The organism is Nocardia aobensis NBRC 100429, assembly GCF_000308375.1.
Taxonomy (GTDB): Bacteria; Actinomycetota; Actinomycetes; order Mycobacteriales; family Mycobacteriaceae; genus Nocardia; species Nocardia aobensis.
This window is the reverse complement of the sequence record NZ_BAFQ01000197.1, coordinates 1-23,655: the sequence shown is the minus strand read 5'-3', so window position 1 is coordinate 23,655 and position 23,655 is coordinate 1. Positions and strand designations below refer to the sequence as shown.

Below are 23,655 nucleotides of genomic sequence, written 5' to 3'. Positions count from 1 at the left end.
TTAGTTCTAGCCGACCGAACCTAATGCGTCAATATGGCGAGATACCATTAGTGGGTGAGTGAACCGCTGATCGGTGAACCGCCGGCCCTGGACCTGGTGAACACCCGGCCCGCGGACGGCGACCTGCTGCAGACTCCCGAACAGCTGACGCGCTGGCTGGGCCTGCAGGCCGGGCGTCTGTCCGGGCTACCCGGCGACGCGACCGCGGCCGATCTGGCTGCGGTACACGCCGTCCGCGATCACACCGCGCGAATACTGGAAGCTCTTCTGGCCGAGCGGGTCCCGCCGGCGGCCGCGCTGAACGGTCTGACCGCCGCGCAAGCCGCCGCGCCGGCGATCCGCACGCTGGAATGGGGTGCGGGCGGGTTCACCGCGACCGTGCGGCGCCTCGGGGAGCCGGGTACGCACGTGGCCGCCGCGCTCGCCGACGCGGCGGTGGATCTGCTCGCCGACCCGTCCATCGCTCGCGTGCGGCAATGCGCCGCCGACGACTGCGTCCTGCTGTTTCTGCCCGCCCATCCTCGGCGGCAGTGGTGTTCTCCGGAACGCTGCGGCAACCGGGCCCGCGTCGCCCGTTATTACCAGCGGCACAAGGGCGCCGACCGGTGACCGCGAGCTACTTGTGTTCGGCGTTGGGGTTGATCGCCCCTTGGATGCCGTCGTTGGCTCGGTTGACGCCGTCGACCACCGCATCCGGGACGGCATCGGGCACCGGCGCGCTGAAATCGCCCACGCGCACTTCCCGCGGAGCCGGCGGTTCGCTCGGCTTCGGCTCCGGCTTGGGCGCGGCCCGGGGCGCGGATTGCGGCGTGGGCACGTGTTGTGGTGAGGCGGAACGCAATTCCGCCGGCTCGTCGGAGGGCGCCGGGGCATCCGGGGTGGTGACACCGGGCTGAACCGGGCCGGTCGCCGCCGCCGTACCGGCGAATCCGAGGGCCACCGCGAGCGGTACCGCCGCCATCGCGACCCGAATACCCGTGATCAGATACCGATTTCGACGGATCACGCCGAGCACCACCCTCGTCAGCAAGCCTGCCTGTGCGGCGACCACGGCCGCCGCGAGCATCGTAATCGACACCAGGCCGGGTGTGCAGTGCCGAATCCTGTGATCCGTGCCGTCTCACCATGATCGGGCGCCCGCATGATGGTCAGCGCTGTCTGCCTCGGGGCGGCTCGCCGCGCATCAGATCGGCGAGTGCCTCGCGATCGGTGACATCGAGCTTCATACAGGCCCGATAGAGATGGCCCTCGACGGTCCGCACCGAGACGGTCAGCCGGTCCGCGATCTGCCGGTTGCTGAGCCCGGCCGCGACCAGGTTGGCGATTTCGCGTTCGCGCGCGGTGAGCGGAAGTGGTTGTGCCGATTGCCGAAGCGCCGGCGTGCTCGCTCCGCCGCAGGCCGCGGCCAGGCGATTGGCCGCCGCGGCGGATTCGAGCAATCGGCGGCGATCGCCGTGCCGCTCGTGCACCGAGGCGGCCTGCGCGGCGGCGTCGGCGGCCGAGAGCAGGGCACCCATCCGCTCGAATTCGGCTGCGGCCGCGTCCAATCCGGGCCCGTCCTGGGAGGCGACCGCCACGGCGTGGCGAGCCTGCACCTGCACCAGCGCGCCGTCGATCCGCGCGGCGATATCGGCGAGCCGACCAGCGACATTGCGGTCGCCGAAGCGGGCCGCGGTGTGCAGGGCCATGGCCTCGATCGCATGCTGATGGGAACGGGCCGCGGCGTCGGCGGCTCCGATGGCCAGCCGGACGGCCGGGGCGACGGTGCCTTCGGCGGCGGCCTGCCATGCGCGCGCGATTTCGAGCTGCGGTTCGTAGACCGCGCTGTGCCGGCCGCCGCGCAGTCGCGCCTCGGCGATCGTCTCGGCGGCTTCCGCGGCGCGGCCCAGGGCCGAATATGCCTCGGCCAGACGGATTCTCGCGGGGAACATCCACGCGGCGGCGCCCTCCGCGGTCAGCGCCGCGAGCGCCTGTTCGAGATTCTCGACGCCCTCCGGGAAGTGGCCCTGCGCCACGTCGACGGTACCCTGCAGGATCTTCGACAGCCCCCAGGCCAGGTACTGTCCCGGCGCCGAATAGCCGAAATAGCCGGAGGCGCAGCGTCGTGCGGCCTCCAGTTCACCGGTGAAGGTCAGCGCCAGCACTTCCGCGTGCGCGGACATGAATCGCGTCGGCCCGTCGACCTGCTCCTCGACCTGATGGCCGCGCAGGGTGTATTCACGCGCGGCCGCACCGCGACCCATCAGCGCCAGCGCCAGACCGCCGCCGAACGACGCCCACCACACCGCCCAGGCCGGTGCGTCCGGTGTGGACATCACCGCCTCGGCGTCGGTGAAAGCCTCCTCCAAACGGTTCTCGTTCACCTCGCAGGCGGATGCCAAGCCCTGCAACGTCAACACGATCTTCGGATGCCGGACCCGGCTGCGCACCAGCGACAGCACCTCGTCGGCGCGATCGGCATCGCCCATGGCCCACAACAGATTCGAGACGCGGGTGCTGCCCCAGCGAGCCAGCTGCACCTCGTTCAACTGGTCCGGATCGAAACTGGCCAGCGTACGTTCGGCCTCGATGCGATGTCCCTGCCACAGCAGTGCGCGCGCCAGCAGATCCGCGGACTCGACCCCGCCGCGACGCTCCACGGCCGCCCGCGCGAAGCGCTCACCGAGCGGGATGTTCGCCAGCCCGATCGCGTCGGCCGCGGCCGCCTCGAACAATTCCAGGTCCGCGGATTTGTCACTGTCCAAGGCCAATTCGGCCAGCCGGATGCGATCGGAGGCGGATTTGATGGGCCGTTCCCGCAGCGACGAATACAACCGGCCCCGCAGCCGGCGCGCCGAGGCGATGCCGAGACGCCGCCGGATCACCTCACCGAACAGCGGGTGGTTGTAGCGCACCAGCAATTGGTGCCCGTTCTCGACGATCCTTATCACGCCGCGGGTTTCGGCGTGTTCGACCGCGTCCTCACCGGCCAGTTCGGCCAGGACGTCGAGATCGATGGGCTCGCAGAAGGTGAGCAACTCCAGCACGCGTAGGACCGACTCCGGCAGCTGTTCGACGCGATCCTCCAGCAGCGCCGCCAGTTCCGAGGTCACCGCCGCCCGCCCGCGCAGCTGCCACACCCCGTTGACCTGACGCAGCGTGCCCGCCTCCAGCGCACCCTCCACCAGATGCCGCAGGAACAGGGCGTTGCCGCCGGAGGACTCCCACATCAGATTGGCGGTGAACCCCTCCAGCTGTCCGCCCAGCATGGATTCGACCAGTTCGACGCTCTGCGGTTCGGAGAACGGCGTGAGGTCGATCCGCAGCAGATGCCCGTCCTTCCACAGCGAGGTCACCGCATCCGGTACCGGCACCCCGCTGCGCACCGTGCAGACGATCCGCGCGGCCTTGTCGATAGCCAACTGCAACAACAGCGTTGCCGAGAGCTGATCCAGCAGGTGGGCGTCGTCGACGCCGATGATGGTGTCGCCGTCGGCCAGCAGCGCCTCCCGGGCGGCGGCCATGAACGTGACGGGGTCGTGCGCGGTGTACACACCGACCATATGTGCGAACACTCCGAGCGGAATACTGCGTGCGGACTCGGTGCCCGCCACCCAGCGCACACTGCCGCCCACCGCGGCCGTCGCCTGCCGCGCCAGGGTCGTCTTACCCACTCCCGCGTCGCCGGTCAGGATCGCGCCGACGAATTCGGTGCCGGTCAACGCGGCGCGAATCGACCCCAATTCGCCACCACGCTCGATCATCGGCCAGTTGCGAGGCATGAAATTACTGTAATGCCTCGCGTATCAGGGCGGGATGCGGTGAAGACCGAACGGCCGCAACCGGATCCAGCGGGTATCCCGACAGGTTGTGAGATCGCCCGGTGGGAGCGTGGATGCGGCGCGCCGCCGGGCCGGGCCGGGGAGTGAAGTCGTCGCGCTCCCGGTGCGGCGACTCGCCGAGCGGGCGCAGATCCGCGTGGACCCGCGCCCGCGGTGAACTCAGTTCGCCCACACCTCGTCGATGGCGGTGGCGGCCGACGGCGGCGGGGTGGGGGTGCCGGCCTGGGTGCGGGAGAAGCGCGGGGCCGGGGCGTGCTGGACCACGCCGTCGATCTCGACCAGCGATTCGCGGGCGGTGATGTGGCCGTTCTCGATGGCCTCGGTGAAGGTCAGCACCGGGGTGCAGCAGGCGTCGGTGCCGTCGAAGATCGCGGCCCATTCGTCGCGGGTCCTGGTCTTGAACTTCTCCGCGAACAGCTTGCGCAGCTGGTCCTGGCCGTTGGGGTCGAGCTGCATCGGCAGGCCTTCGGGGTCGATCTCGAGCCCCTTCAGGAATTCGGCGTAGAACTGCGGTTCGATGCAGCCGACGGCCATGTATCTACCGTCGGAGGTCTCGTAGGTGTCGTAGAAGGCCATACCGGTGTCGAGCAGGTTGGTGCCGCGCTCGTCCGACCACAGACCCATGCCGCGCATACCCCAGATCATGTGCGAGAGCGAGAGCGCGCCGTCGATCATCGCGGCGTCGATCACCTGGCCCTTGCCCGAGACGGACCGCTCCACCAGCGCGGACAGCACACCCATCACCAGGAACATCGAACCGCCGCCGAAGTCGCCGACCATGTTCAGCGGCGGGACCGGACGCTCACCCTTGCGGCCGATGGCGTTGAGCACGCCGGTCAGCGAGATGTAGTTGATGTCGTGGCCGGCGCGGTCGGCGAGCGGGCCGAACTGTCCCCATCCGGTCATCCGGCCGTAGATCAGGCGCGGGTTGCGCTCGAGAGTGACGTCCGGGCCCAGGCCCATCCGCTCGGTGACGCCGGGCCGGAAACCTTCCAGCAGCACGTCGGCCTTGTCGATCAGGCCCAGCACCTTCTCGATATCGGCCGGGTCCTTGAGATTCGCCTCGACAATGGTGCGTCCCCGCCACTGCGGCCGTTCCATGAATCCCGGCAGCTGGCCGGGACGCTGCACGCGCACCACATCGGCGCCCAGATCGGCCAGCAGCAGTGCCGCGTGCGGGCCGGGGCCGATTCCGGCCAGCTCGAGAACCTTGATGCCCGCGAGTGGGCCCTGCCCGGTGGTGGTGGATGAAGTGCTCACGCCCTACCTCGGTTCGTCGTCGATCCTGCGACCGGCGGCGCGCGCCGGTGTTGACACTACGACAATAAGCGGTGGATGTGACGCACGGCATCCGGGTGCGGTGTAGGCGGCTATTCGATGATCCGCAGCGGCCGGGTCCGGTCCGGTGGCTGGTTGCGGTTCGGCGGTTGAGTGCGATTCGGCGGCTGGGGCAGTTCCGAGCGGCGCAGCCGCAGCGTCGGCGGTTCGGCGCGCGGAATCGGCAGCGTCGGCACCGGATCCTCGGCCGAGCGCACCTTCACCGGCAGCCGGTAGCAGGCACGGGCGTTGTCCTCGAGCACCCGGTACATATCGGCGCCGACGGCCCGGCCGATGATCTCGATATCGGCATCGCGGAACGGCCGCCCGGCCCGGTTGCCCGGCAGATCGGAACCGAACATCAGCGCACCCGGATTCACCGCGTGCACCCGCCGCATCGCCGATTCCACATCCATCGACACCCGCCCGAACCCGGAGGCCTTCACCCGGGCCCCGCGATCCACCAGATTCAGCAGATAGGGCAGGCATTCGTCGGACATGCCCATATGGTCGATGCTCAGCGCCGGCAGTTTGGAGATGACCGGTTCCAGCGAGCCCAGCATCGATCCGTCGATGTAGAGCTCGACATGCCATCCGGCGAGTTCGTAGGCGCGCACGGCCTGCATGGTCAGCGTGACGATGTCGACCGCGGCGCGCTTGAGGTTGAACCGGATCGCGCGCACTCCGGCCCGGTCCAGCTCGATGATCTGCTCGTCGGTGACGTCCGAGGGCAGATTGATCACCCCGACCCAGTTCGGCCCGAGTTCGGCCAGCGCGGCGATCATGAACGTGGAGTCGGTGCCCTGGAAGGACGCACTCACCACCGCACCACCGTCGACATCGAAGTGCGCCATGCGCTTTCGGTAGTCGCCGATGGTGTACGGCTCCGGCAGGTAGCCCTGATTCTCGACCAGCGGAAACCGCGGGTCGATGATGTGAACGTGTGAATCGAACACGTGATCAGCATGCCTCAGGTCGGTGACGAATGCGGATCCGGTGTGGTGTTCAGACCTTGTGCGGCTCGCTGGCGCGCAGCATGTCCTCGCGTTCGACGACCTTGACCCGCTCGCGGCCTTCGGGCTCGCCGAGCGACCGCTCGTGGGCGTCGAGGCGGTACCAACCGGCCCAGGTGGTGAACGGAATGCCCTTGTCCTCGAGGAACTTCGTCACGGCCTCGGGATCGGGTTCGGCGGCCGGGGTGAAGGAGGCGGCGTCGTCGAGCAGGCAGGCGATGGTCTCGTTGGCATCGCCCTTGGTGTGGCCGATCAGGCCGACCGGGCCGCGCTTGATCCAGCCGGTGACGTAGGTCTGCGGCAGGTAGCGGGCGGCGCCGTCGGCGCCCTCGTCGACGAGCACGCGCCCGGCCTCGTTGGGCACGGTGCCGGCCTGGTCGTCGAACGGCAGCTGCGGGATGTTCTGCGACAGGTAACCGACGGCGCGGTACACCGCCTGGACGTCCCAGTCCTTATAGGTTCCGGTGCCCTTGACGTTGCCGGTGCCGTCCAGGGTGGTGCGCTCGGTGCGCAGGCCGACAACCTTGCCGTCCTCGCCGATCAGTTCGGCCGGGGACTCGAAGAAGTGCAGGAACAGCTTGTGCGGGCGGTCGCCGACATCGCGGATGGCCCACTGCTCGAGGGTGTTGCAGACCATGTCGACCTGCTTGGAGTGGCGGCGGGCGGCCTCGGAGCCCTCGTCGTAGTCGATGTCCTCCGGATCGACGATGACCTCGATGGTCGGCGAGTGGTCGAGTTCGCGCAGCTCCAGCGGGGTGAACTTGGCCTGCGCGGGACCGCGGCGGCCGAAGACGTGGACCTCGAGCGCCTTGTTGTTGCGCAGACCCTCGTAGACGTTCGGCGGAATCTCGGTCGGCAGCAGTTCGTCACCGGTCTTGGCGAGTACGCGGGCCACGTCGAGCGCGACGTTGCCCACGCCCAGGACGGCGACCTTCTCCGCGTCCAGCGGCCAGGTGCGCGGCACATCCGGGTGGCCGTCGTACCAGGACACGAAGTCCGCGGCGCCGTAGCTGCCGTCGAGTTCGATACCCGGCACGCCCAGGGCGCGGTCGGCGTTGGCGCCGGTGGAGAAGATCACCGCGTCGTAGAAGCGACGCAGGTCCTCGAGGTCGATGTCGCTGCCGTAGTCGATATTGCCGAGCAGGCGCACCTGCGGCTTGTCGAGCACCTTGTGCAGGGCGGTGATGATGCCCTTGATGCGCGGGTGGTCGGGCGCGACGCCGTAGCGGATGAGACCGAACGGGGCAGGCATGCGCTCGTAGAGGTCGATACTCGCCTCGACCTCGGACTTCATCAGCGCGTCGGCGGCGTAGATTCCGGCCGGTCCGGCACCGACGATCGCGATGCGCAGTGGGCGGTCGCCCGCGCCGCTCTTCGTTCCAGCGTGTTCGGTCATTTCTACGCGCACCTTTGGTCGAAACTCTCGTCTTGTCAGCCGTCCTTCTTAGCTTAGGCTAAGTTGACGTGCGGGCCGGGCCCCTGCCCGACTGCTCCGCCGATGCTGCCTCGTTGCCGCGCGGAGCTCTCCCGATCCGTGCACCGGATGTGGCCGGAGTTCTGGTGATTCTATCGGTGGCACACACCGCCGCTATTCCCGGTATCCGCGCGAAAATGCGGGCGTGATCTTCGACACTTCGGCCCACCGGGGATGATCGCGCCATGAGTGACAGCGATCCGGCCGGCCGGAGCGACCCCCGGGGCGATGATCCGGCTACCTCGATCGATCAGCGCGACACCACGCGATCGGCGACGCCGTTCCTGATCGCCGCGGCCATCGCCGTTCTCGCGGTGCTCGCCGTCGTGATCCTCGGAGTCACCCGCCCGGCTGAGAACAATCTCACAGATCCGGACCGGGTGGCCATCGCGGCGCGCAATTTCGCCACGGCGAGAAGCGATTCCGATGCCGACCGGCGCAAGACCACCGAATGCGCGGGCTTCGACGAGAAGAAGTCTCCGCTGGGCGCCGGCTCCGTCGGCAAGAAGGTGGAGATCGCCGGAGTCGACGCGGTGCACATCGACGGCGACCACGCCACGGCCTCGGTGACCAGCCAGATCGACGGGCACAAGACCGCGGCGAACTGGAATTTCGGCCGTGAGAACGGCACCTGGCTGGTGTGCGGCAACCCCTGAGCCGTCGCCGTCGATGTTTGACAATCGGGCCTGTGACCAGGCATTCTCGGTTCAGGTCATGAGTACCAGCGGCAAGCCCCGGCTAGCTGGTCGGCAACCCTCCTCCGCGGTGGGGTGCTCCGGGTGACGACCTGGCCGCGGTCCGACCGGACGCGGCAAGTGCGGATTCCGTAGGAGGTTCGACAAGTGAGCTACGCCGGTGACATCACGCCTGGGCAGGCGTGGGAGTTGTTGCGCGACAATCCGGATGCGGTGCTGGTGGATGTGCGCACCGAGGCCGAATGGCGATTCGTCGGAGTGCCCGACACCACCTCGATCGAGCGGCCGACCGCCCTCATCGAATGGGTCGACGGCACCGGCTCGCCCAATCCCGCGTTCGTGGAGCAGTTGAAACAGGTGCTGGCCGATCGCGCGGGCGACAGCGATGCCCCGGTGATCTTCCTGTGCCGGTCCGGGCAGCGTTCGATCGGTGCGGCGACGGCGGCGACGGCGGCCGGCTTCGCACCCTCCTACAACGTGCTCGAGGGTTTCGAGGGTCCGCTGGATGCCGAGGGGCATCGTGGTGGCGCGGGTTGGCGCGCACTCGGCCTGCCGTGGCGGCAGTCGTGAGCGGATCTGTTGTGCGGCAATTCTTTTCGTGGAGGCAGTCATGATCACCGGCGGTGCATTCGATCGGCCGCTGCCCGAGGGCGTGGGTCCGGCGACCCTGGGCGTGCGCGGCGGGCTGCGCCGCTCCGGTTTCGAGGAGACCTCCGAGGCGCTGTATCTGTCGTCCGGATTCGTCTACGAGAGCGCGGAGGCGGCCGAAGCGGCCTTCACCGGCGATATCGAGCATTTCGTCTATTCCCGCTACGGCAATCCGACGGTCGCGATGTTCGAGGAGCGGATGCGGCTGCTCGAGGGCGCCGAGGCGTGTTTCGCCACCGCCAGCGGGATGTCCGCGGTGTTCACCGCGCTGGCGGCGCTGCTCGGGCAGGGCGATCGGCTGGTGGCCGCGCGCAGCCTGTTCGGTTCCTGTTTCGTGGTGTGCAACGAGATCCTGCCGCGCTGGGGCGTGGAAACCGTCTTCGTCGACGGTGAGGATCTCGGCCAGTGGGAGCGGGCGCTCTCGCAGCCGACGGCCGCGGTGTTCTTCGAGACCCCGTCGAATCCGATGCAGACCCTCGTCGACGTGCGGCGGGTGAGCGAACTGGCTCATGCCGCCGGTGCGAAGGTCGTGCTGGACAACGTGTTCGCGACGCCGCTGTTGCAGCGCAGCCTCGACCTCGGCGCCGATGTGGTGGTCTATTCGGGCACCAAGCACATCGACGGACAGGGCCGGGTGCTCGGCGGTGCGATCCTCGGCACCGGCGACTACATCAATGGACCGGTCAAGAATCTGATGCGCCACACCGGCCCGGCGCTGAGCCCGTTCAACGCCTGGACCCTGCTGAAGGGGCTGGAGACGATGCCGCTGCGGGTGCGGCAATCGACGCAGTCCGCGCTGGCCGTCGGCGAGTTCCTGGAACGGCATCCGGGCGTGGCCTGGACGAAGTACCCGTTCCTCACCTCGCATCCGCAGCACGAGCTGGCGACCTCGCAGATGTCCGGCGGCGGCACCGTGGTCACCTTCGAACTCGCCGCGGGCGCCGGCGAGGGCAAGAAGCGCGCCTTCGAGGTGCTGAACCGGCTGCGCATCGTCGACATCTCCAACAACCTCGGCGACGCGAAGACCCTGATCACGCATCCGGCGACCACCACGCACCGGGCGATGGGTCCCGAAGGCCGTGCGGCTGTCGGTCTCACCGACGGGGTGCTGCGTATCTCGATCGGACTCGAGGATGTGGAGGATCTGCTCGGCGATCTGGAGCAGGCGCTGAGCTGACACCGAAACCATTGACAGTATGCTGTCAATTATGACAGCATACTGTCATGAGTAAAACGGTTCATATCGCGGTGTACGACACCTTCGCCGATTGGGAGCCGAGCTACGTCACGGCCGGTATCAATCGCCCACTGATGCAGCGCGAACCGGGAACCTGGCAGATCCGCACGGTCGGCGCCACCGCCGAGCCGGTCACCTCGATGGGCGGGCTGCGCGTGCTTCCCGATCTGACTCTGGATCAGCTCTCGCCGGGCGACAGCGCGATGCTAATCCTGCCCGGCGCCGATATCTGGGAGGACGGGCAACTCGCGCCGTTCGCCCAGGCGGCGGCGGACTTTCTGAAGGCCGGCGTGCCCGTCGCGGCGATCTGCGGGGCGACCTACGGACTGGCGACCCAGGGCCTGCTCGATGCTCGCCCGCACACCGGCAACGCCGCGGAAAACCTTGTCTCGACCGGATATTCGGGAGCGGAACACTTCGTGGACGAACCGGCCGTGACCGCCGGCGATCTCATCACCGCGAGTGGTATCGCGCCGATCGACTTCGCGCGGCATATCTTCGCGCGGCTGGACCTGTTCGAGCCGGCCGTCCTGGACGCGTGGTATCGGCTCTACGCGGACCGGGATCCGAGCGGGTTCTTCGCCCTGCAGGCCGCGGCGGTCGAGCCGGCATGAGTCGGGGTGATGCCGAACTGTTCTCCGCGGCGGCGATCACGACCTTCAAGCTGAACGGCCAATTCCTCACGATCGCAGAGGAATTGGCGAAACCGGCGGAGATCACCGCGGCCTGGTGGCAGGTGCTGGGCGCGGTGCTGCACGAACCGCTGCCGGTATCGGGCATCGCGCGCGAGATGGGCATCACCCGCCAGAGCGTGCAGCGCATCGCAGACCTGCTGGTGGACAAGGGTTTCGCGGAATACCGGCCCAACCCCGCACATCGCCGCGCGAAGCTGGTGGCGATCACCGACGCGGGCTACGCGGCGGTCCGCCGGATCACCCCGCACCATGCCGTCATGGCGAAACAGCTTGCGCAACAGTTGGGTTCGCGGCGGTTCGCCGAAGTGGTGGACGCGCTGGGCGATCTGTCGGCCGCGCTGGAAGCGCTGGAATCCGGGGATCGCGGCACAAGTCCGGACTGATGGACTGCGGGCGCCGGGGAACGACCGTGCCGGCGTCCGGACGGTGCGCCGGCCGGACTTTTCCGCTCAGACCGCGAACGGATTCCCGGTTCGGCCCACGAGATCGGCCACCGAATCGATCACCACGGTCGGCCGGTACGGGAACTGTTCCACCGAGGCCCGGGTGGAAATCCCCGAGGTCACCAGCACTGTGCGCATCCCCGCCTCGAGTCCGGCGATCACATCGGTGTCCATCCGGTCGCCGATCATCACCGCCGACTGTGAATGCGCGCCGATCTGCCGCAGCGCCGAGCGCATCATCAGCGGATTCGGCTTCCCGACGTAGTACGGGTCGCGCCCGGTGGCGCGGGTGATCAGCGCGGCCACCGAACCCGTCGCGGGCAGCACGCCCTCGCGCGAGGGCCCGGTCGGGTCGGGATTGGTGGCGATGAACCGGGCGCCGCGCTCGACCAGCCGGATCGCGGTGGTGATCGCCTCGAACGAATAGGTCCGCGTCTCGCCGAGGACGACGTAATCCGGATCGCTGTCGGTCAGCACGTAGCCGATCTCGTGCAGGGCGGTCGTCAACCCCGATTCGCCGACCACGTACGCCGTGCCGCCGGGACGCTGCTCGTTCAGGAAGGTGGCGGTGGCGGTCGCCGAGGTCCAGATCGAGGAGGCCGGGATGTCCAGCCCGATCCGGCGCAGGCGGGCCTGGAGATCGCGCGGGGTGCGGATGGAGTTGTTGGTCAGGACCAGGTACGGAATCTCACGCTCGGTCAGCTCCGTCAGGAACGCATCGGCGCCGGGGATGAGGTGGTCCTCGTGCACCAGCACGCCGTCCATATCGGTCAGGTAGGACAGAATCGGTTCACTGTCGGCAGTCACGAGCCAATTGTGGGCTATTGCCGAGGGTGATGTGACGTTCCGGTAGGTGCGTACGCGCGGCGGTCGCAGAATTCGCACTGGTTATGGTCGAATGCGACCGCAGCTTGCCGCGCTGTCGAATTTCGGGACAGGAATTTCGGGACACCCGTCCAGCGCTGCACTCGGTCGACGCGGTCGTCTCCCGCCCGGGAGCCGGCCCAAGCACGCACGTGACGGCGAACAGGAGTGGCGCAGTGAGTGATCTCAAGCTGGGATACAAGGCGTCGGCAGAACAATTCGGACCACGCGAGCTCGTCGAGCTCGGCGTTCTGGTCGAAGAACACGGCCTCGACAGCGCGACCGTCAGCGATCACTTCCAGCCCTGGCGGCACAAGGGTGGTCATGCGCCGTTCTCGCTGGCCTGGATGACCGCGGTCGGTGAGCGGACCTCCCGCATCCAGCTCGGCACCTCGGTGCTGACACCGACCTTCCGCTACAACCCCGCGGTGATCGCGCAGGCCTTCGCGACTCTCGGGGTGCTGTACCCGGAGCGGATCATGCTGGGTGTGGGCACCGGGGAGGCGCTCAACGAGATCGCGACCGGTTACAAGGGGGAGTGGCCGGAGTTCAAGGAGCGCTTCGCCCGGCTGCGCGAATCGGTCGATCTCATGCGCGCGCTGTGGAGCGGTGACCGGGTCGACTTCGAGGGTCAGTACTACACCACGGTCGGCGCCTCGATCTACGACGTGCCGCCGGCCGGGATCCCGGTCTACATCGCCGCGGGCGGGCCCGTGGTCGCCCGGTACGCGGGCCGGGCCGGTGACGGTTTCATCTGCACCTCGGGCAAGGGGATGGACCTCTACACCGAGAAGTTGATGCCGGCGGTGACCGAGGGTGCGGAGAAGGTCGGGCGCACGCTCGGCGACATCGACCGGATGATCGAGATCAAGATCTCCTACGACACCGATCCCGAACTGGCGCTGGAGAATACGCGGTTCTGGGCGCCGCTGTCGCTGACCGCCGAGCAGAAGCATTCGATCACCGATCCGATCGAGATGGAGGCCGCCGCGGACGCGCTGCCGATCGAGCAGATCGCCAAGCGCTGGATCGTCGCCAGCGATCCGGACCAGGCCGTCGAGCAGATCAAGCCCTACGTCGACGCCGGGCTGAACCACCTGGTCTTCCACGCCCCCGGCCACGACCAGCGCCGCTTCCTGGACCTGTTCGCGCGCGACCTGGCACCGCGCCTGCGCGCACTCTGAGCCGCCGCGCCCGGGTCGGCGAAACCCGTCCGGCCCGGCGCGGAAACCATCGAGGACTGATTGCGTATTCACAGGTCACGGCGGTTGCGTGGCATACTTGTCGGGTCAGTCGATCAGCATGCGCAGAGCGAGGGACCAGATGACAGCGGACGCGATGCCTATGGGCGACCGGCCGTCTCCGGGCTGGCCGATTCCGCCGCCCGAAGGCTACGTCGCCGCAGATCTCGACCGGCTACCCGATCTGCCCCCGCATACCGAACTGATCGACGGGAGCCTCGTTTTCGTGAGTCCGCAGAAGTTGTTTCACATGTGTGTTGTGGACTTCCTCCGCGGGGAGCTGAAGCGCAGAGCGCCGAAACATCTGGTCGTGCTACGGGAGATGACTGTCACCTTGGGGAGTCGGCAACGGCCGGAACCCGACGTGATGGTTGTCGATGCGGCCGCCTCGACGAATCTCGAGGAAACGGCCTACAAGCCATCCGACGTCACCCTTGTCGTGGAAGTCGTTTCCCCCGACTCGGTCGAACGTGACCGCAAGCGAAAGCCGCAGTTGTACGCCGAGGCCGGTATTCCACACTTCTGGCGTGTGGAGAATGCCGATGGTCGCGCGGTCGTCTACGTGTACGAACTCGACCCGGCGACCGGGAAGTACACCCCCACGGGGATACACCACGATCGTCTCCACGTCACCGTTCCGTTCGACATCGATCTGGATCTCGGTCGGGCCACCCAGCCGTAACGGTCGCCGCGAATACCGCCATATCCTGCTCGGTGGGGGGTGCGGGCGGCACTGCGCGCGGCTGCCAGGCCCGCAGGGCGGCGAGCAGTCTGTTCAGCTGCGTGGTACACGCGGACCAGTCCGGTGTCGGTGTCGTTGCTGCACCTGGAAGGCGTTGCGGCAAAGTAGTTTGCATGATTGCTCCGCCAGGGGGTTCGCGCGGTGGCTGTCGTCGGGCGCATAGGCGCCGTCCCGTTCGGGACGCGGCCGCGCAGATGGGCCAAATTGGGCACGATCAGTAGTGACCAGTCGGCGGCAGTGCTCGCATTGTTGTCGAAGTCGGAACGGACAGCGCCGGAAACGATCCGCTACAACGGGTACCTACGCGACATGCTGCTCGACCTGTTGAAGGCACCGCCGCCGGGAGTGCGTGACGATGTGAAGGAACTCAGCAGGCGAGTCGGACTCGCCGCGTAAATTCTTGGAACGCAGCAATATTGCGCTCCGGCGGTTGGACCATCGGAGACTGCGAGCGCTCCGAGCCTTCCCGTGTACCCATTCCGCCGGGTCCGTCCGTCCCTCGCAGGCAGGGCCGACTCGGTAGGGTGCTGACGGCGAGGAGGAGTAATGCTGTATTCGGGGGAGTTGTTCGCCGGCTACCGGATCGAACGGGTGCTCGGCGCCGGTGGAATGGGCGAGGTCTACGTCGCCCGGCACCCGCGGTTACCGCGGTCGGACGCGGTGAAGGTACTACCGGCGCAGTTTGCGGCCGATCCGGAATACCGGGCGCGGTTCGAGCGCGAGGCCGATCTGGCGGCGAGTCTGTCGCATCCGGCGATCGTGAAGGTGTACGACCGCGGCGAGTACGAGGGCCGGCTGTGGATCGCGATGGAACTGGTCGACGGCGTCGATCTCGCCCGGCGACTGGCCGCGACCGGACCGTTCGGCATCGACGAGGTGATCCGGATCGCGGAAACCGTCGCGGCAGCACTGGACCGCGCGAATGCGCAGGGCTTGGTGCACCGGGACGTGAAACCGGCGAACATCCTGCTGAGCCGGGACGGTGACGTTCTGCTCACCGATTTCGGCATCGCCCGTCACGCCGCGGGCGCCTCCGATCTGACCGGAACCGGGGTCATGATCGGCACCCTGAACTACGCGTCGCCGGAACAGTTGAGCGCGCAACGGCTGGACGGGCGCAGTGATCAGTATTCGCTGGCCTGCACCATCTTTCACGTGCTCACCGGCGACGCGCCGTTCGCGGACGCCAATCCCGTCGTGGTCGTCACCCGGCACGCCACGGCCACGCCACCGAGCGTGCGGCCGGCGCGTCCGCACCTGCATCCGGACGTGGACGCGGTCCTCGCGCGAGCGATGGCGAAGCGGCCGGCGGATCGGTTCGCGTCGTCCTCGGAGTTCGCGACGGCGCTCGGCGCGGCTCTGCGGGCCACCCCTGCGGGACTGCCGGACGACCCGCAGGCGGCGATCGCGACCGTGCTCGCCGGACAGCCCGTGCCGGCGCTCGACGGATCGGACGCCGCGGGCCCGACCGTCGTCTCCGGCGCCGCGCTGCCGCCATCGCGGCGCGGCAGTGACGGTGGGCCGCGGACGATGTGGGCGGCGGTGGGCACGGTAGCGGCCGTGGTTGCCGTCGTTGCGGTGGTGACGGCATTCGTGCTGCACGCGAGCGGGCCGGACGAGGTCGGACCGACCGATGCGGCCCGGGCGCTGGCCCGGATCTCGGTAACTCCGCAGAGCCCGGATCTCAGTGCCGAACCCACCGGGAAGCGGTGGTCGGCCGACGGGTGGGCGCTCCCGATCGGCGGCACGGACAAGGTGGTGTTCTACAACGGCACCAAGGGACTCGACATCGTCGATGTGGAGTCGGGTGCGCTGTTGCACAGCGTCGGTGTGGGGTACATCTCCTACGCCGAGTGCGTGTTCACGGCCTCGGGCCGCTACGCGGGCTGCCGTACGGAGTCCGGGGACAGCGCCGCCGGGACCCGGGACGTGAATTCGGATTCCTACGCGACGCTGCTCATCGATACGCAGACGGGTGTGATCTCCGGTCGTTTGCCGGCCGCCACCGAAATCGTCTCCGCGGGAGAAACATTCGCCACATTCGAACCAGAGCGCAAAGGTGCCGCGACGGGTTCGGTCCTCGCCGCGGATGTCACCGGCACCGTGCTCTGGCAGGCCGACGACATCCGAGCAGGTCTGGTCCACGGTTCCGGTGTGCTGTCGCTGCAGAAGAATCCCGTGTCCGGTGATCCGTTCTCGAAGGCCGGTTTCGAATTGCGCAATATCGAAACCGGCAAGGTCGTGTATCAGATGGCTCCGGACCATGTTCAGCCAAATACCGTGTGGGCTCCGGACTGGCTGGCTTACTCCGGCGGATTTGCGGTTGGTGCGGACTTCTTCGCGCTCGACGGAACGAAGCGCGCGAGCGCCGGTCCCGGCTGGCGCGTGGTCGCGAGCCAGCCGTATGCCACCCAGGGTGACGATCCGGCGCCGAACGGCAATGACAAGCGCTACGCCGAACCGGACACCGCACCCGCGTTGCCGGTGCTGACGAACCGCGGCATGTTCGCCGCCTTCGATCCCGCGACCGGATCCATGCTCTGGTCCAGGCAACTGCCGAAGGAAGCCGGTTACAGCCACGGTGTGTCGGTCGCCGGAATCGGCAGCAAGATACTGATTCGCTGGGACACCACCGCGGAAACCGGCTCCGACTATCTCGAGAACAAATACAAGCTCGCCTACGCCTGGTTCGACGCGTACACGGCCGAGGGCGGTGTACTGCCGGACAACCAGGTGCCCTGGGCCACCGATGGAACGAGGGTGGTCACCGTCGCGCGTGGCGGTCAGGGCGCGATCACGGTCGTCGCGGCCGGGAAGAATCAGCAACCGGTGTGGTCACTCGACTTCGGCAGCAGCCCGATCCGTACCTTCGCCGGCCGGGTGTATCTGGCCCACAGCCGGATCGTGTGAAACCCTCACGCCTTGGTCAGGGCGAAGATGCGCAGATCACGCGTCGTCCGGCTGCGGTAGGCGGCATAGGCCTCGGTCGTCTCCACGAACCGGTCGAAGATCCGTTGCTTACGCTCCGGATCCTCGACCAGCTGGGCGTGCACCGGAATGCTCTGTCCCGCAAGGGTTATCGTCGCCTCAGGATGTGCCAGCAGGTTGGCGGTCCAGGCAGGATGGCGGGCCTGACCGAAGTTGCTGCCGATCACGTACAGCGTGTCGCCGTCGTGGACGTACAGCAGCGGTGAGGTGCGCGGCTGCCCGGAGGTGCGGCCGATGGTGGTGAGCAGGACGATCGGGGCGCCGATCGGGCCGAGCACGGTGTAGCGAGCACCGGTGCGCTGCAACACTTTCCGATCCAGCGGCGTGAGGGTGCGCACCACGAGCGAACCGAATTTCGTCGCGGCGAACGCGCTCGCGGTTCGCCCGAGCAGACCGGTCCGCGAACCCCACTGCCGATCCGGAAACTGTGCCGTCATGGACAGTGATCCTAGGGCTCGGGCCGGGGTCGCGCGGGCGGGTGAGCGCGTTTACCGCCGGACCGCGGCCACGAATTCGTATCCCTTGCGCCAGGCACCGTCACGCGGTGCGGTGAGCAGGTGGTCGACGCCCGCCTCGGCGTAGGCGTCGAACAGTTCCCGGGCCTCGCCGAGGTCGGCGGGAAGCGGCGTGACGACGGAGACGGTGGGTGTGCTGCGCCCGAACGTGGCGGCGGATTCGGTCAATTCCTTTGTGGCGGTGACCACTTCCTGTGGGGCGAGGCCGATCGCGAGCCAGCCGTCGGCGAATTCGGCCGCGCGGCGCCGGGCGCGCGGTCCGTCGCCGGCCACCAGAATCGGCGGAACCGTCGCGCCGGGGGCGAGCGTGACCTCGGTGCCGTCCGGCAGCACGGCGGGGCGGCCGGCGATCAGATCGGGCAGCACGCGCAGATTCTCGTCGGTGCGCCGGCCCCGGTCGGCGAACGGCAACCCGGCCGCGCGCCAGCCGATATCGCCGTGGGCGGGATTGCCCGTGCCGACGCCCAGCAAGAGCCGATTCCCGGAGACGTACTGCAGTGCGCTCACCTGTTTGGCCGCCCACGCGGCCGGGCGCAGTGCGAGCAGCAGCACGCCGTAGCCGATGTGAATTCGTTCGGTCACCGCGGCCGCGGTCGCCAGCGTGACCGAACTCTCCAGAATCGGCGCGCTGGCGACGAGGTGGTCGGTCGACCACACCGAATCGAGGCCGACCTCCTCGGCGAACCGCGCCGCGGCGCCGACATCGCCGAGGATCGGCCGCTGGGGATCGGGGGTGGACGTGGGGAGGAAGGTGCCGAGTCGCATGGTGCCGACATTACGGACGAAATGTGAGCCGTTGAATGCTCGGAAGACGCAGACCCATGTCCGCAACGCTCATCCCTCTGGTCCGGTCGCCGTCACGGCGCGGTCGTCGTGCCCGGTCCGGGCAGCTGTGGTCACTCCGAACACCGCACCGGCCGCGCCTCACGGATGGGTGTCGGCCGCGGCCGCGCATACGACCGGCTGTGATTTCGTCGGCAACCGGCAGTAGGTGCGACCTCCGGCGGATATCCGCTCACTAAGCTCGGGACCATGGCCGAACCCGCACCGTCCACCGTGTACATCGCGTCACTGGAAGGTGACACCGGCAAATCCACCGTGGCGCTGGGCATGTTGCAGATGCTCTCGGCGACGACGCCGCGGGTGGGCGTCTTCCGGCCGATCACCCGCTCCAACCACGGCCGGGACTACATTCTCGAGCTGCTGCTCGAACACTGCACCGCCGATATCGACTACGAGCAGGCGGTCGGGGTCACCTACGAGCAGGTGCACGCCGATCCCGACGCCGCGATCAGCGAGATCGTGATGCGGTTCCACGAGGTCGCCAAGGTCTGCGACGCCGTGGTGGTGGTCGGCAGCGACTACACCGATGTCGCCGGGCCGAGCGAACTGCGCTACAACGCCCGGATCGCGGTCAACCTCGGCGCGCCGGTGCTGCTGGTGCTGCGCGGCGCCGGGCGCAGCCCCGACGAGGTCGTGCAGGTCGCCCGGGTCTGCGAAGCGGAACTCGAACACGAGCACGCCCAGCTGATGGCGATCATCGTCAACCGCTGTGATCCCGAGCGGCTCGAAGACGTGCGGGACGCGATGGGTGTGCTGCCCTGTCCGTCGTGGACGATGCCGGAGGTGCCGCTGCTCACCGCGCCGACCATGAACGAGCTGTGCGAGGCCATCGACGGCACCGTCTATTCGGGCGATCCGGAGCTGCTGCAGCGCGAGGCGCTGAAGGTGATGGTCGGCGGGATGACCGCCGAGCACATTCTCGAGCGGCTCAGCGACGGCGTCGCGGTGATCGTGCCGGGCGACCGTTCCGACGTCCTGCTGTCGCTGGTGAACGCGCACGAGGCGGAGGGATTTCCGTCGTTGTCGGGCATCATCATGAACGGCGGCATGTTGCCGGATCCGGCGATCGCGCGCCTGATGGCGGGCCTCAAGCCGAAACTGCCCATCCTCACCACGCAATTGGGCACGTTCGACACCGCCAGCGCCGCCGCGCACACCCGCGGGCGGGTCTCGCTCAGCAGTATGCGCAAGATCGACACCGCCTTGGCGCTGATGGAGCAGCGGGTGGACGGCCGGAAGCTGTTGAATCTCATCGAAGTTCCGGTGCCGTCGGTGGTCACGCCGCAGATGTTCGAATATCAGCTGGTGGAACGGGCGCGCGCCGATCCGCGCCGGATCGTGTTGCCCGAGGGCGACGACGATCGCATCCTGCGGGCGGCCGGGCGCGTGCTGCAACGCAAGATCGCGGAGCTGACCATCCTCGGTGACGAGGCCACCGTGCGCGCCCGCGCGGCCGAACTCGGTGTCGACATCGATGCCGCCCAGGTGCTCGATCCGCGTACCAGCGAGCTGCGCGCGGAGTTCGCCGAGGAATTCGCGCGGCTGCGCGCGCACAAGGGGATGACGGTCGAGCGGGCCCGCGAATTCATGGCCGACATCTCGTATTTCGGCACCATGATGGTGTATCGGGGCATCGCCGACGGCATGGTCTCCGGCGCCGCGCACACCACCGCGCATACGATCCGGCCCTCGTTCGAGATCATCAAGACCGAACCCGGCGTCTCGACGGTGTCGAGTGTGTTCCTGATGTGCCTGGCCGATCGCGTGCTGGCCTACGGCGACTGCGCGGTGGTGCCGGATCCGACCTCCGAACAGCTTTCCGATATCGCGATCTCCTCCGCCCGCACCGCGCGGCAGTTCGGGATCGAACCCCGGGTGGCGATGCTGTCGTATTCGACCGGCGAATCCGGCTCCGGCGCCGACGTCGACAAGGTCAGGGCCGCAACCGAACTGGTGCATCGGCGGGCGCCGCATCTGCCGGTGGAGGGGCCGATCCAGTACGACGCCGCGATCGAACCGACGGTCGCGAGCACCAAACTGCCGCATTCCGATGTCGCCGGGCGCGCGACGGTGTTCATCTTCCCGGACCTCAACACCGGTAACAACACCTACAAGGCGGTGCAGCGCAGTGCGGGCGCGGTCGCGATCGGGCCGGTGCTGCAGGGATTGCGCAAACCGGTCAACGATCTGTCGCGCGGAGCGCTGGTGGCCGACATCGTGAACACCGTGGCGATCACGGCGATCCAGGCGCAGAAGCAGGAGGCACGGTGAGCGACAATCGCGCAGCGGCTCGCTGTGCCGACCGGGTGCGGGTGCCCCGCAAGACACTGGAGGCACGGTGAGCGACAATCGCGCAGCGGCTCGCTGTGCCGACCGGGTGCGGGTGTCCCGCAAGACACTGGAGGCACGGTGAGCGACAATCGCGCAGCGGCTCGCTGTGCCGACCGGGTGCGGGTGCCCCGCAGGACACTGGAGGGCTGATGCAGGTATTGGTGATCAATTCGGGGTCGTCGTCGATCAAATATCAACTGCTGGACCCGGTTTCGGCGAACGTGTCCGCCTCGGGACTGGTGTCGCGCATCGGGGAACCGGTGTCCGAGGACGAGGTGACCGTCGAACATCACAGTGACGGAAAGAAATTCGAGCACACCGGGCCGATCGCCGATCACGCCGCGGGTCTGCGGGTGGTGTTCGACCTGTTCGCCCGCAGCGGTCACGATCTGAGCGGCGAGGGGCTCTCGGCGGTCGGCCATCGGGTCGTGCACGGCGGCGAGATCTTCTACGAACCGACCCTGATCACCGATGCCGTGGTGGAATCCATCGACAAGCTCTCCGCTCTGGCGCCACTGCACAATCCGGCCAACGTCACCGGCATCCGCTCCGCGCGCGACCTGCTGCCCGAAACACCGCAGGTCGCGGTGTTCGACACCGCCTTCTTCCACGGACTGCCCGACGCCGCCAAGACCTACGCCATCGACGCGAGGATCGCCGCCGCGCACGGCGTCCGGCGCTACGGGTTCCACGGCACCTCGCACGAGTACGTGTCCGGGCGGGTCTCGGAACTGCTCGGCGGCGACCCGGCCACGCACAACCAGATCGTCCTGCATCTGGGTAACGGCGCCTCGGCGTCGGCGATTCGCGGCGGCCGGGCGGTCGACACCAGCATGGGACTGACGCCGCTGGAGGGGTTGGTCATGGGCACCCGATCCGGCGATATCGACCCGGGCATTCCGCTGCATCTGGCGCGGACCGCGGGGCTGGATATCGACGGCATCGACGAACTGCTCAACCGCCGCTCCGGCATCAAGGGCCTGTCCGGGGTCAACGACTTCCGGCAACTGTTCGACCTGATCGATTCCGGGGATGCCGCGGCCCGGCTGGCCTACGACGTCTACGTGCATCGGTTGCGTCATTACATCGGCGCCTATCTGGTGGATCTGGGCCGGGTCGACGCGATCACCTTCACCGCCGGAGTGGGGGAGAACAACGCGCAGGTGCGCGCCGATGCGCTGGCGGGCCTGGAACGCTTCGGCATCGCGGTGGATCCCGCGCGCAACGCCGCGAAAGATCGTGCGGCGCGCCATATTTCGCCGCCGGGCACGGAGGTCGCCGTGCTGGTGGTGCCGACCGACGAGGAATTGGCCATCGCCCGGGCGGCCGCTGCGCTGGTGGGCTGAACCGGACTCAGAACCAGCTCTTGGCGCGGATCGCGTTCGCCAGATCCACCAGCGCGTACCGGTGGGTCCGGCCGGGGGCGGTGCGGGCCAGCGCGCGCAGCCCGGATTCGATCCCGCGGCGCAGCCCGCGTTCGGTGAACGGCTGCCCGAGCAGGGTGCTGCCGGACGCTTGTGGGCGGTGACCGGCCTGCAGCCACGCGAGCGCGGTGCCCAGAACCAGGACCCGCAGCTGCGCGACCCGGCGTTCCGCGGCGGGCAGGGCCTGCAGCCGTGCCGCGGCGACGTGCAGGGTGGACTCCTCCGGCCGATCGGCGTCGACCTGTGCGGGTTGCGATGTCTCGCCGTCCCCGGACTCCGGATCACCGGGCTCGGCGGGTTGTGCGGTGAGCAGTAGCAGGACCGCGGTCAGCCGCGCCTCGGTGTAGTGGCGGGAGGCGGAGGGAACGTCGTCCAGGGCCGCGACCGCGGCGGCGACCCGGCCGTCGGCGGCCAATTGCCGCGCGAGCCCGAAGGCGGCGCTCACCACGCCGCGGTCGGTCCGCCACACCGTGGCGTAGAACTTCTCGGCGCAGTGCCGCCACTGCGCGGGGTCGGGCGAATCCCACTGTTGCAGAACCAGTTCCGCGGTCGCGGCGATGGCGAGTTTGGGCGCGATCTCACCGGGCAGCGCGCACAGCACCGCGTCGAAACTGTCGTAGGCGCGTTCGTAGTCCTGCTCGCGCAGCGCGATCAGGCCCTGGAACCAGTCGGTGCGCCAATCGTGTTCGCCCAGGTGGTCCAGGTTGTCCAGCAGCTCGCGGGCCGCGGCCGGCTGGTCGAGATCGAGGTGGACGCGAACCTCGGCCAGGGTGGCCTCGGCGGCGAAACTGTCCGGCGCACCACCCGGCGCGGTCTCGGCTCGCCGCCGCGCGGCCCGCACCGCGTCGAGGGCGTGTTCCGGTTCGGAGTGCGCGGTCCCGGCCAGCAGCGCGGCCGACGGATCGGCCGGATCGATCAGCGGGACCGGCAGGGCGGCGGCGATATCGCGGGCGGTGAGGTTCTTGCCGCGGACCACGCCGTCGGCGTAGACATCGGTCTGGCCGATCAGTTCGTCGGTGCCGAAACTGGTGCGCGGCGGACTGAACAGCGTCGACAGTTGCGGATGTTCGGTACCGGTCTCGGCGGCCAGGATCTCGCGCAGCACACCCGCCAGCTGAGTGGTCATCACCCGGGCCGACGGGAACCGGCGGTCCGGATCGGGATCGGTCGCGGTCAGCAGCAGCCGATGCAGGGATTCGTAGCGAGCCAGGACCGGTTCGGCATCCGGATGCGGAATGCCGTCGGTGTAGCGGCCGGCGACCATCAGGATGTTCACGGTCAGCACCGCGAGGGTGCGGCCGACGGTGTAGATGTCGGTGGCGGCGGTGGGGCCGGTGGTGGCGATCTCGGGTGCCTGGAAACCC

The 23,655-nt window shown here is 68.5% G+C and carries 21 protein-coding genes and 1 riboswitch; of the genes, 12 read left to right on the top strand and 9 right to left on the bottom strand.

The window, feature by feature from the left end:
- The first annotated feature begins 54 nt into the window (after positions 1 to 54).
- A complete protein-coding gene (locus RJ03_RS25460) occupies positions 55 to 609 on the top strand; it encodes a CGNR zinc finger domain-containing protein (protein ID WP_036506453.1) in 555 nt (184 codons plus the stop codon).
- A 7-nt stretch (positions 610 to 616) separates the two neighbouring features.
- Here RJ03_RS25460 and RJ03_RS35195 read toward each other — a convergent pair whose 3' ends face one another.
- The 5 genes from RJ03_RS35195 to RJ03_RS25430 form a co-directional block, all read right to left on the bottom strand.
- Entirely contained in the window at positions 617 to 1,078 is a 462-nt protein-coding gene (locus tag RJ03_RS35195; RefSeq protein ID WP_157122301.1) for a hypothetical protein, read from the bottom strand.
- Positions 1,079 to 1,148: 70 nt separating this feature from the next.
- Complete coding sequence (locus tag RJ03_RS25450; protein WP_036506450.1) at positions 1,149 to 3,761, bottom strand: LuxR C-terminal-related transcriptional regulator; 2,613 nt, start codon at positions 3,759 to 3,761, stop codon at positions 1,149 to 1,151.
- Positions 3,762 to 3,980: 219 nt separating this feature from the next.
- Positions 3,981 to 5,081 (bottom strand): CaiB/BaiF CoA transferase family protein, encoded by a 1,101-nt coding sequence (locus RJ03_RS25440; protein ID WP_036506446.1) that lies wholly within the window; start codon positions 5,079 to 5,081, stop codon positions 3,981 to 3,983.
- Between the two features lie 110 nt (positions 5,082 to 5,191).
- The gene (locus RJ03_RS25435) at positions 5,192 to 6,094 is read right to left on the bottom strand and encodes an amidohydrolase family protein (protein WP_036506445.1); all 903 of its coding nucleotides are present in this window, start codon (positions 6,092 to 6,094) and stop codon (positions 5,192 to 5,194) included.
- Positions 6,095 to 6,143: 49 nt separating this feature from the next.
- A complete protein-coding gene (locus RJ03_RS25430) occupies positions 6,144 to 7,547 on the bottom strand; it encodes an FAD-dependent oxidoreductase (RefSeq protein ID WP_051025235.1) in 1,404 nt (467 codons plus the stop codon).
- A 263-nt stretch (positions 7,548 to 7,810) separates the two neighbouring features.
- Here RJ03_RS25430 and RJ03_RS25425 point away from each other — a divergent pair, with 263 nt between their 5' ends.
- The 5 genes from RJ03_RS25425 (at position 7,811) to RJ03_RS25405 (ending at position 11,283) form a co-directional block, all read left to right on the top strand.
- On the top strand, positions 7,811 to 8,281 hold the full coding sequence (locus tag RJ03_RS25425) for an Rv0361 family membrane protein (RefSeq protein ID WP_036506443.1): 471 nt from the start codon (positions 7,811 to 7,813) through the stop codon (positions 8,279 to 8,281).
- Positions 8,282 to 8,335: 54 nt separating this feature from the next.
- Positions 8,336 to 8,449, top strand: a riboswitch (SAM riboswitch).
- 18 nt (positions 8,450 to 8,467) lie between these two features.
- Positions 8,468 to 8,890 carry a rhodanese-like domain-containing protein gene (locus RJ03_RS25420; RefSeq protein WP_036506441.1) on the top strand — a complete coding sequence of 141 codons (423 nt, stop codon included), beginning with the start codon at positions 8,468 to 8,470 and terminating at the stop codon, positions 8,888 to 8,890.
- Positions 8,891 to 8,930: 40 nt separating this feature from the next.
- Complete coding sequence (locus RJ03_RS25415) at positions 8,931 to 10,145, top strand: O-succinylhomoserine sulfhydrylase (RefSeq protein ID WP_036506440.1); 1,215 nt, start codon at positions 8,931 to 8,933, stop codon at positions 10,143 to 10,145.
- A gap of 47 nt (positions 10,146 to 10,192) precedes the next feature.
- Positions 10,193 to 10,819, top strand: a complete 627-nt coding sequence (locus RJ03_RS25410; protein ID WP_036506438.1) for a type 1 glutamine amidotransferase family protein — start codon at positions 10,193 to 10,195, stop codon at positions 10,817 to 10,819.
- Complete coding sequence (locus RJ03_RS25405) at positions 10,816 to 11,283, top strand: MarR family winged helix-turn-helix transcriptional regulator (protein WP_036506436.1); 468 nt, start codon at positions 10,816 to 10,818, stop codon at positions 11,281 to 11,283. The genes RJ03_RS25410 and RJ03_RS25405 overlap by 4 nt, the downstream gene beginning before the upstream one ends.
- Before the next feature lie 66 nt (positions 11,284 to 11,349).
- On the opposite strand, the gene RJ03_RS25400 is transcribed toward RJ03_RS25405, so the two are convergent.
- Entirely contained in the window at positions 11,350 to 12,108 is a 759-nt protein-coding gene (locus RJ03_RS25400) for an HAD-IIA family hydrolase (protein ID WP_051043370.1), read from the bottom strand.
- A gap of 275 nt (positions 12,109 to 12,383) precedes the next feature.
- Here RJ03_RS25400 and fgd point away from each other — a divergent pair, with 275 nt between their 5' ends.
- The 4 genes from fgd (at position 12,384) to RJ03_RS35190 (ending at position 17,100) form a co-directional block, all read left to right on the top strand.
- On the top strand, positions 12,384 to 13,391 hold the full coding sequence (gene fgd / locus RJ03_RS25395) for a glucose-6-phosphate dehydrogenase (coenzyme-F420) (protein WP_036506433.1): 1,008 nt from the start codon (positions 12,384 to 12,386) through the stop codon (positions 13,389 to 13,391).
- Between the two features lie 139 nt (positions 13,392 to 13,530).
- Entirely contained in the window at positions 13,531 to 14,130 is a 600-nt protein-coding gene (locus tag RJ03_RS25390; RefSeq protein WP_218001003.1) for a Uma2 family endonuclease, read from the top strand.
- A 201-nt stretch (positions 14,131 to 14,331) separates the two neighbouring features.
- Entirely contained in the window at positions 14,332 to 14,586 is a 255-nt protein-coding gene (locus RJ03_RS37985) for a hypothetical protein (protein ID WP_174372346.1), read from the top strand.
- A gap of 150 nt (positions 14,587 to 14,736) precedes the next feature.
- Complete coding sequence (locus RJ03_RS35190) at positions 14,737 to 17,100, top strand: serine/threonine-protein kinase (RefSeq protein ID WP_051025234.1); 2,364 nt, start codon at positions 14,737 to 14,739, stop codon at positions 17,098 to 17,100.
- Between the two features lie 5 nt (positions 17,101 to 17,105).
- On the opposite strand, the gene RJ03_RS25380 is transcribed toward RJ03_RS35190, so the two are convergent.
- Positions 17,106 to 17,615 (bottom strand): nitroreductase/quinone reductase family protein, encoded by a 510-nt coding sequence (locus tag RJ03_RS25380; protein WP_036506431.1) that lies wholly within the window; start codon positions 17,613 to 17,615, stop codon positions 17,106 to 17,108.
- Positions 17,616 to 17,666: 51 nt separating this feature from the next.
- The gene (locus RJ03_RS25375) at positions 17,667 to 18,458 is read right to left on the bottom strand and encodes an LLM class flavin-dependent oxidoreductase (RefSeq protein WP_036506429.1); all 792 of its coding nucleotides are present in this window, start codon (positions 18,456 to 18,458) and stop codon (positions 17,667 to 17,669) included.
- Positions 18,459 to 18,725: 267 nt separating this feature from the next.
- On the opposite strand from RJ03_RS25375, the gene pta reads away from it, so the two are divergent.
- Both pta and RJ03_RS25365 read left to right on the top strand, forming a co-directional pair.
- Positions 18,726 to 20,807, top strand: a complete 2,082-nt coding sequence (pta, locus tag RJ03_RS25370; RefSeq protein ID WP_036506427.1) for a phosphate acetyltransferase — start codon at positions 18,726 to 18,728, stop codon at positions 20,805 to 20,807.
- 209 nt (positions 20,808 to 21,016) lie between these two features.
- Positions 21,017 to 22,213 (top strand): acetate/propionate family kinase, encoded by a 1,197-nt coding sequence (locus tag RJ03_RS25365; RefSeq protein ID WP_036506425.1) that lies wholly within the window; start codon positions 21,017 to 21,019, stop codon positions 22,211 to 22,213.
- Between the two features lie 7 nt (positions 22,214 to 22,220).
- Here RJ03_RS25365 and RJ03_RS25360 read toward each other — a convergent pair.
- A partial coding sequence (locus tag RJ03_RS25360) for a tetratricopeptide repeat protein (RefSeq protein WP_036506423.1) occupies positions 22,221 to 23,655 on the bottom strand: 1,435 nt, incomplete at its 5' end.

Coding starts and splice junctions, on each gene's coding strand:
- RJ03_RS25430 (WP_051025235.1), bottom strand. CDS start 7,547: ATGACCGAACACGCTGGAACGAAGAGCGGCGCGGGCGACCGCCCACTG.
- RJ03_RS25365 (WP_036506425.1), top strand. CDS start 21,017: ATGCAGGTATTGGTGATCAATTCGGGGTCGTCGTCGATCAAATATCAA.
- RJ03_RS25390 (WP_218001003.1), top strand. CDS start 13,531: ATGACAGCGGACGCGATGCCTATGGGCGACCGGCCGTCTCCGGGCTGG.
- RJ03_RS25380 (WP_036506431.1), bottom strand. CDS start 17,615: ATGACGGCACAGTTTCCGGATCGGCAGTGGGGTTCGCGGACCGGTCTG.
- RJ03_RS35190 (WP_051025234.1), top strand. CDS start 14,737: ATGCTGTATTCGGGGGAGTTGTTCGCCGGCTACCGGATCGAACGGGTG.
- RJ03_RS25415 (WP_036506440.1), top strand. CDS start 8,931: ATGATCACCGGCGGTGCATTCGATCGGCCGCTGCCCGAGGGCGTGGGT.
- RJ03_RS25405 (WP_036506436.1), top strand. CDS start 10,816: ATGAGTCGGGGTGATGCCGAACTGTTCTCCGCGGCGGCGATCACGACC.
- RJ03_RS25410 (WP_036506438.1), top strand. CDS start 10,193: ATGAGTAAAACGGTTCATATCGCGGTGTACGACACCTTCGCCGATTGG.
- RJ03_RS25425 (WP_036506443.1), top strand. CDS start 7,811: ATGAGTGACAGCGATCCGGCCGGCCGGAGCGACCCCCGGGGCGATGAT.
- RJ03_RS25400 (WP_051043370.1), bottom strand. CDS start 12,108: ATGGACGGCGTGCTGGTGCACGAGGACCACCTCATCCCCGGCGCCGAT.
- RJ03_RS25450 (WP_036506450.1), bottom strand. CDS start 3,761: ATGCCTCGCAACTGGCCGATGATCGAGCGTGGTGGCGAATTGGGGTCG.
- RJ03_RS25375 (WP_036506429.1), bottom strand. CDS start 18,458: ATGCGACTCGGCACCTTCCTCCCCACGTCCACCCCCGATCCCCAGCGG.
- pta (WP_036506427.1), top strand. CDS start 18,726: ATGGCCGAACCCGCACCGTCCACCGTGTACATCGCGTCACTGGAAGGT.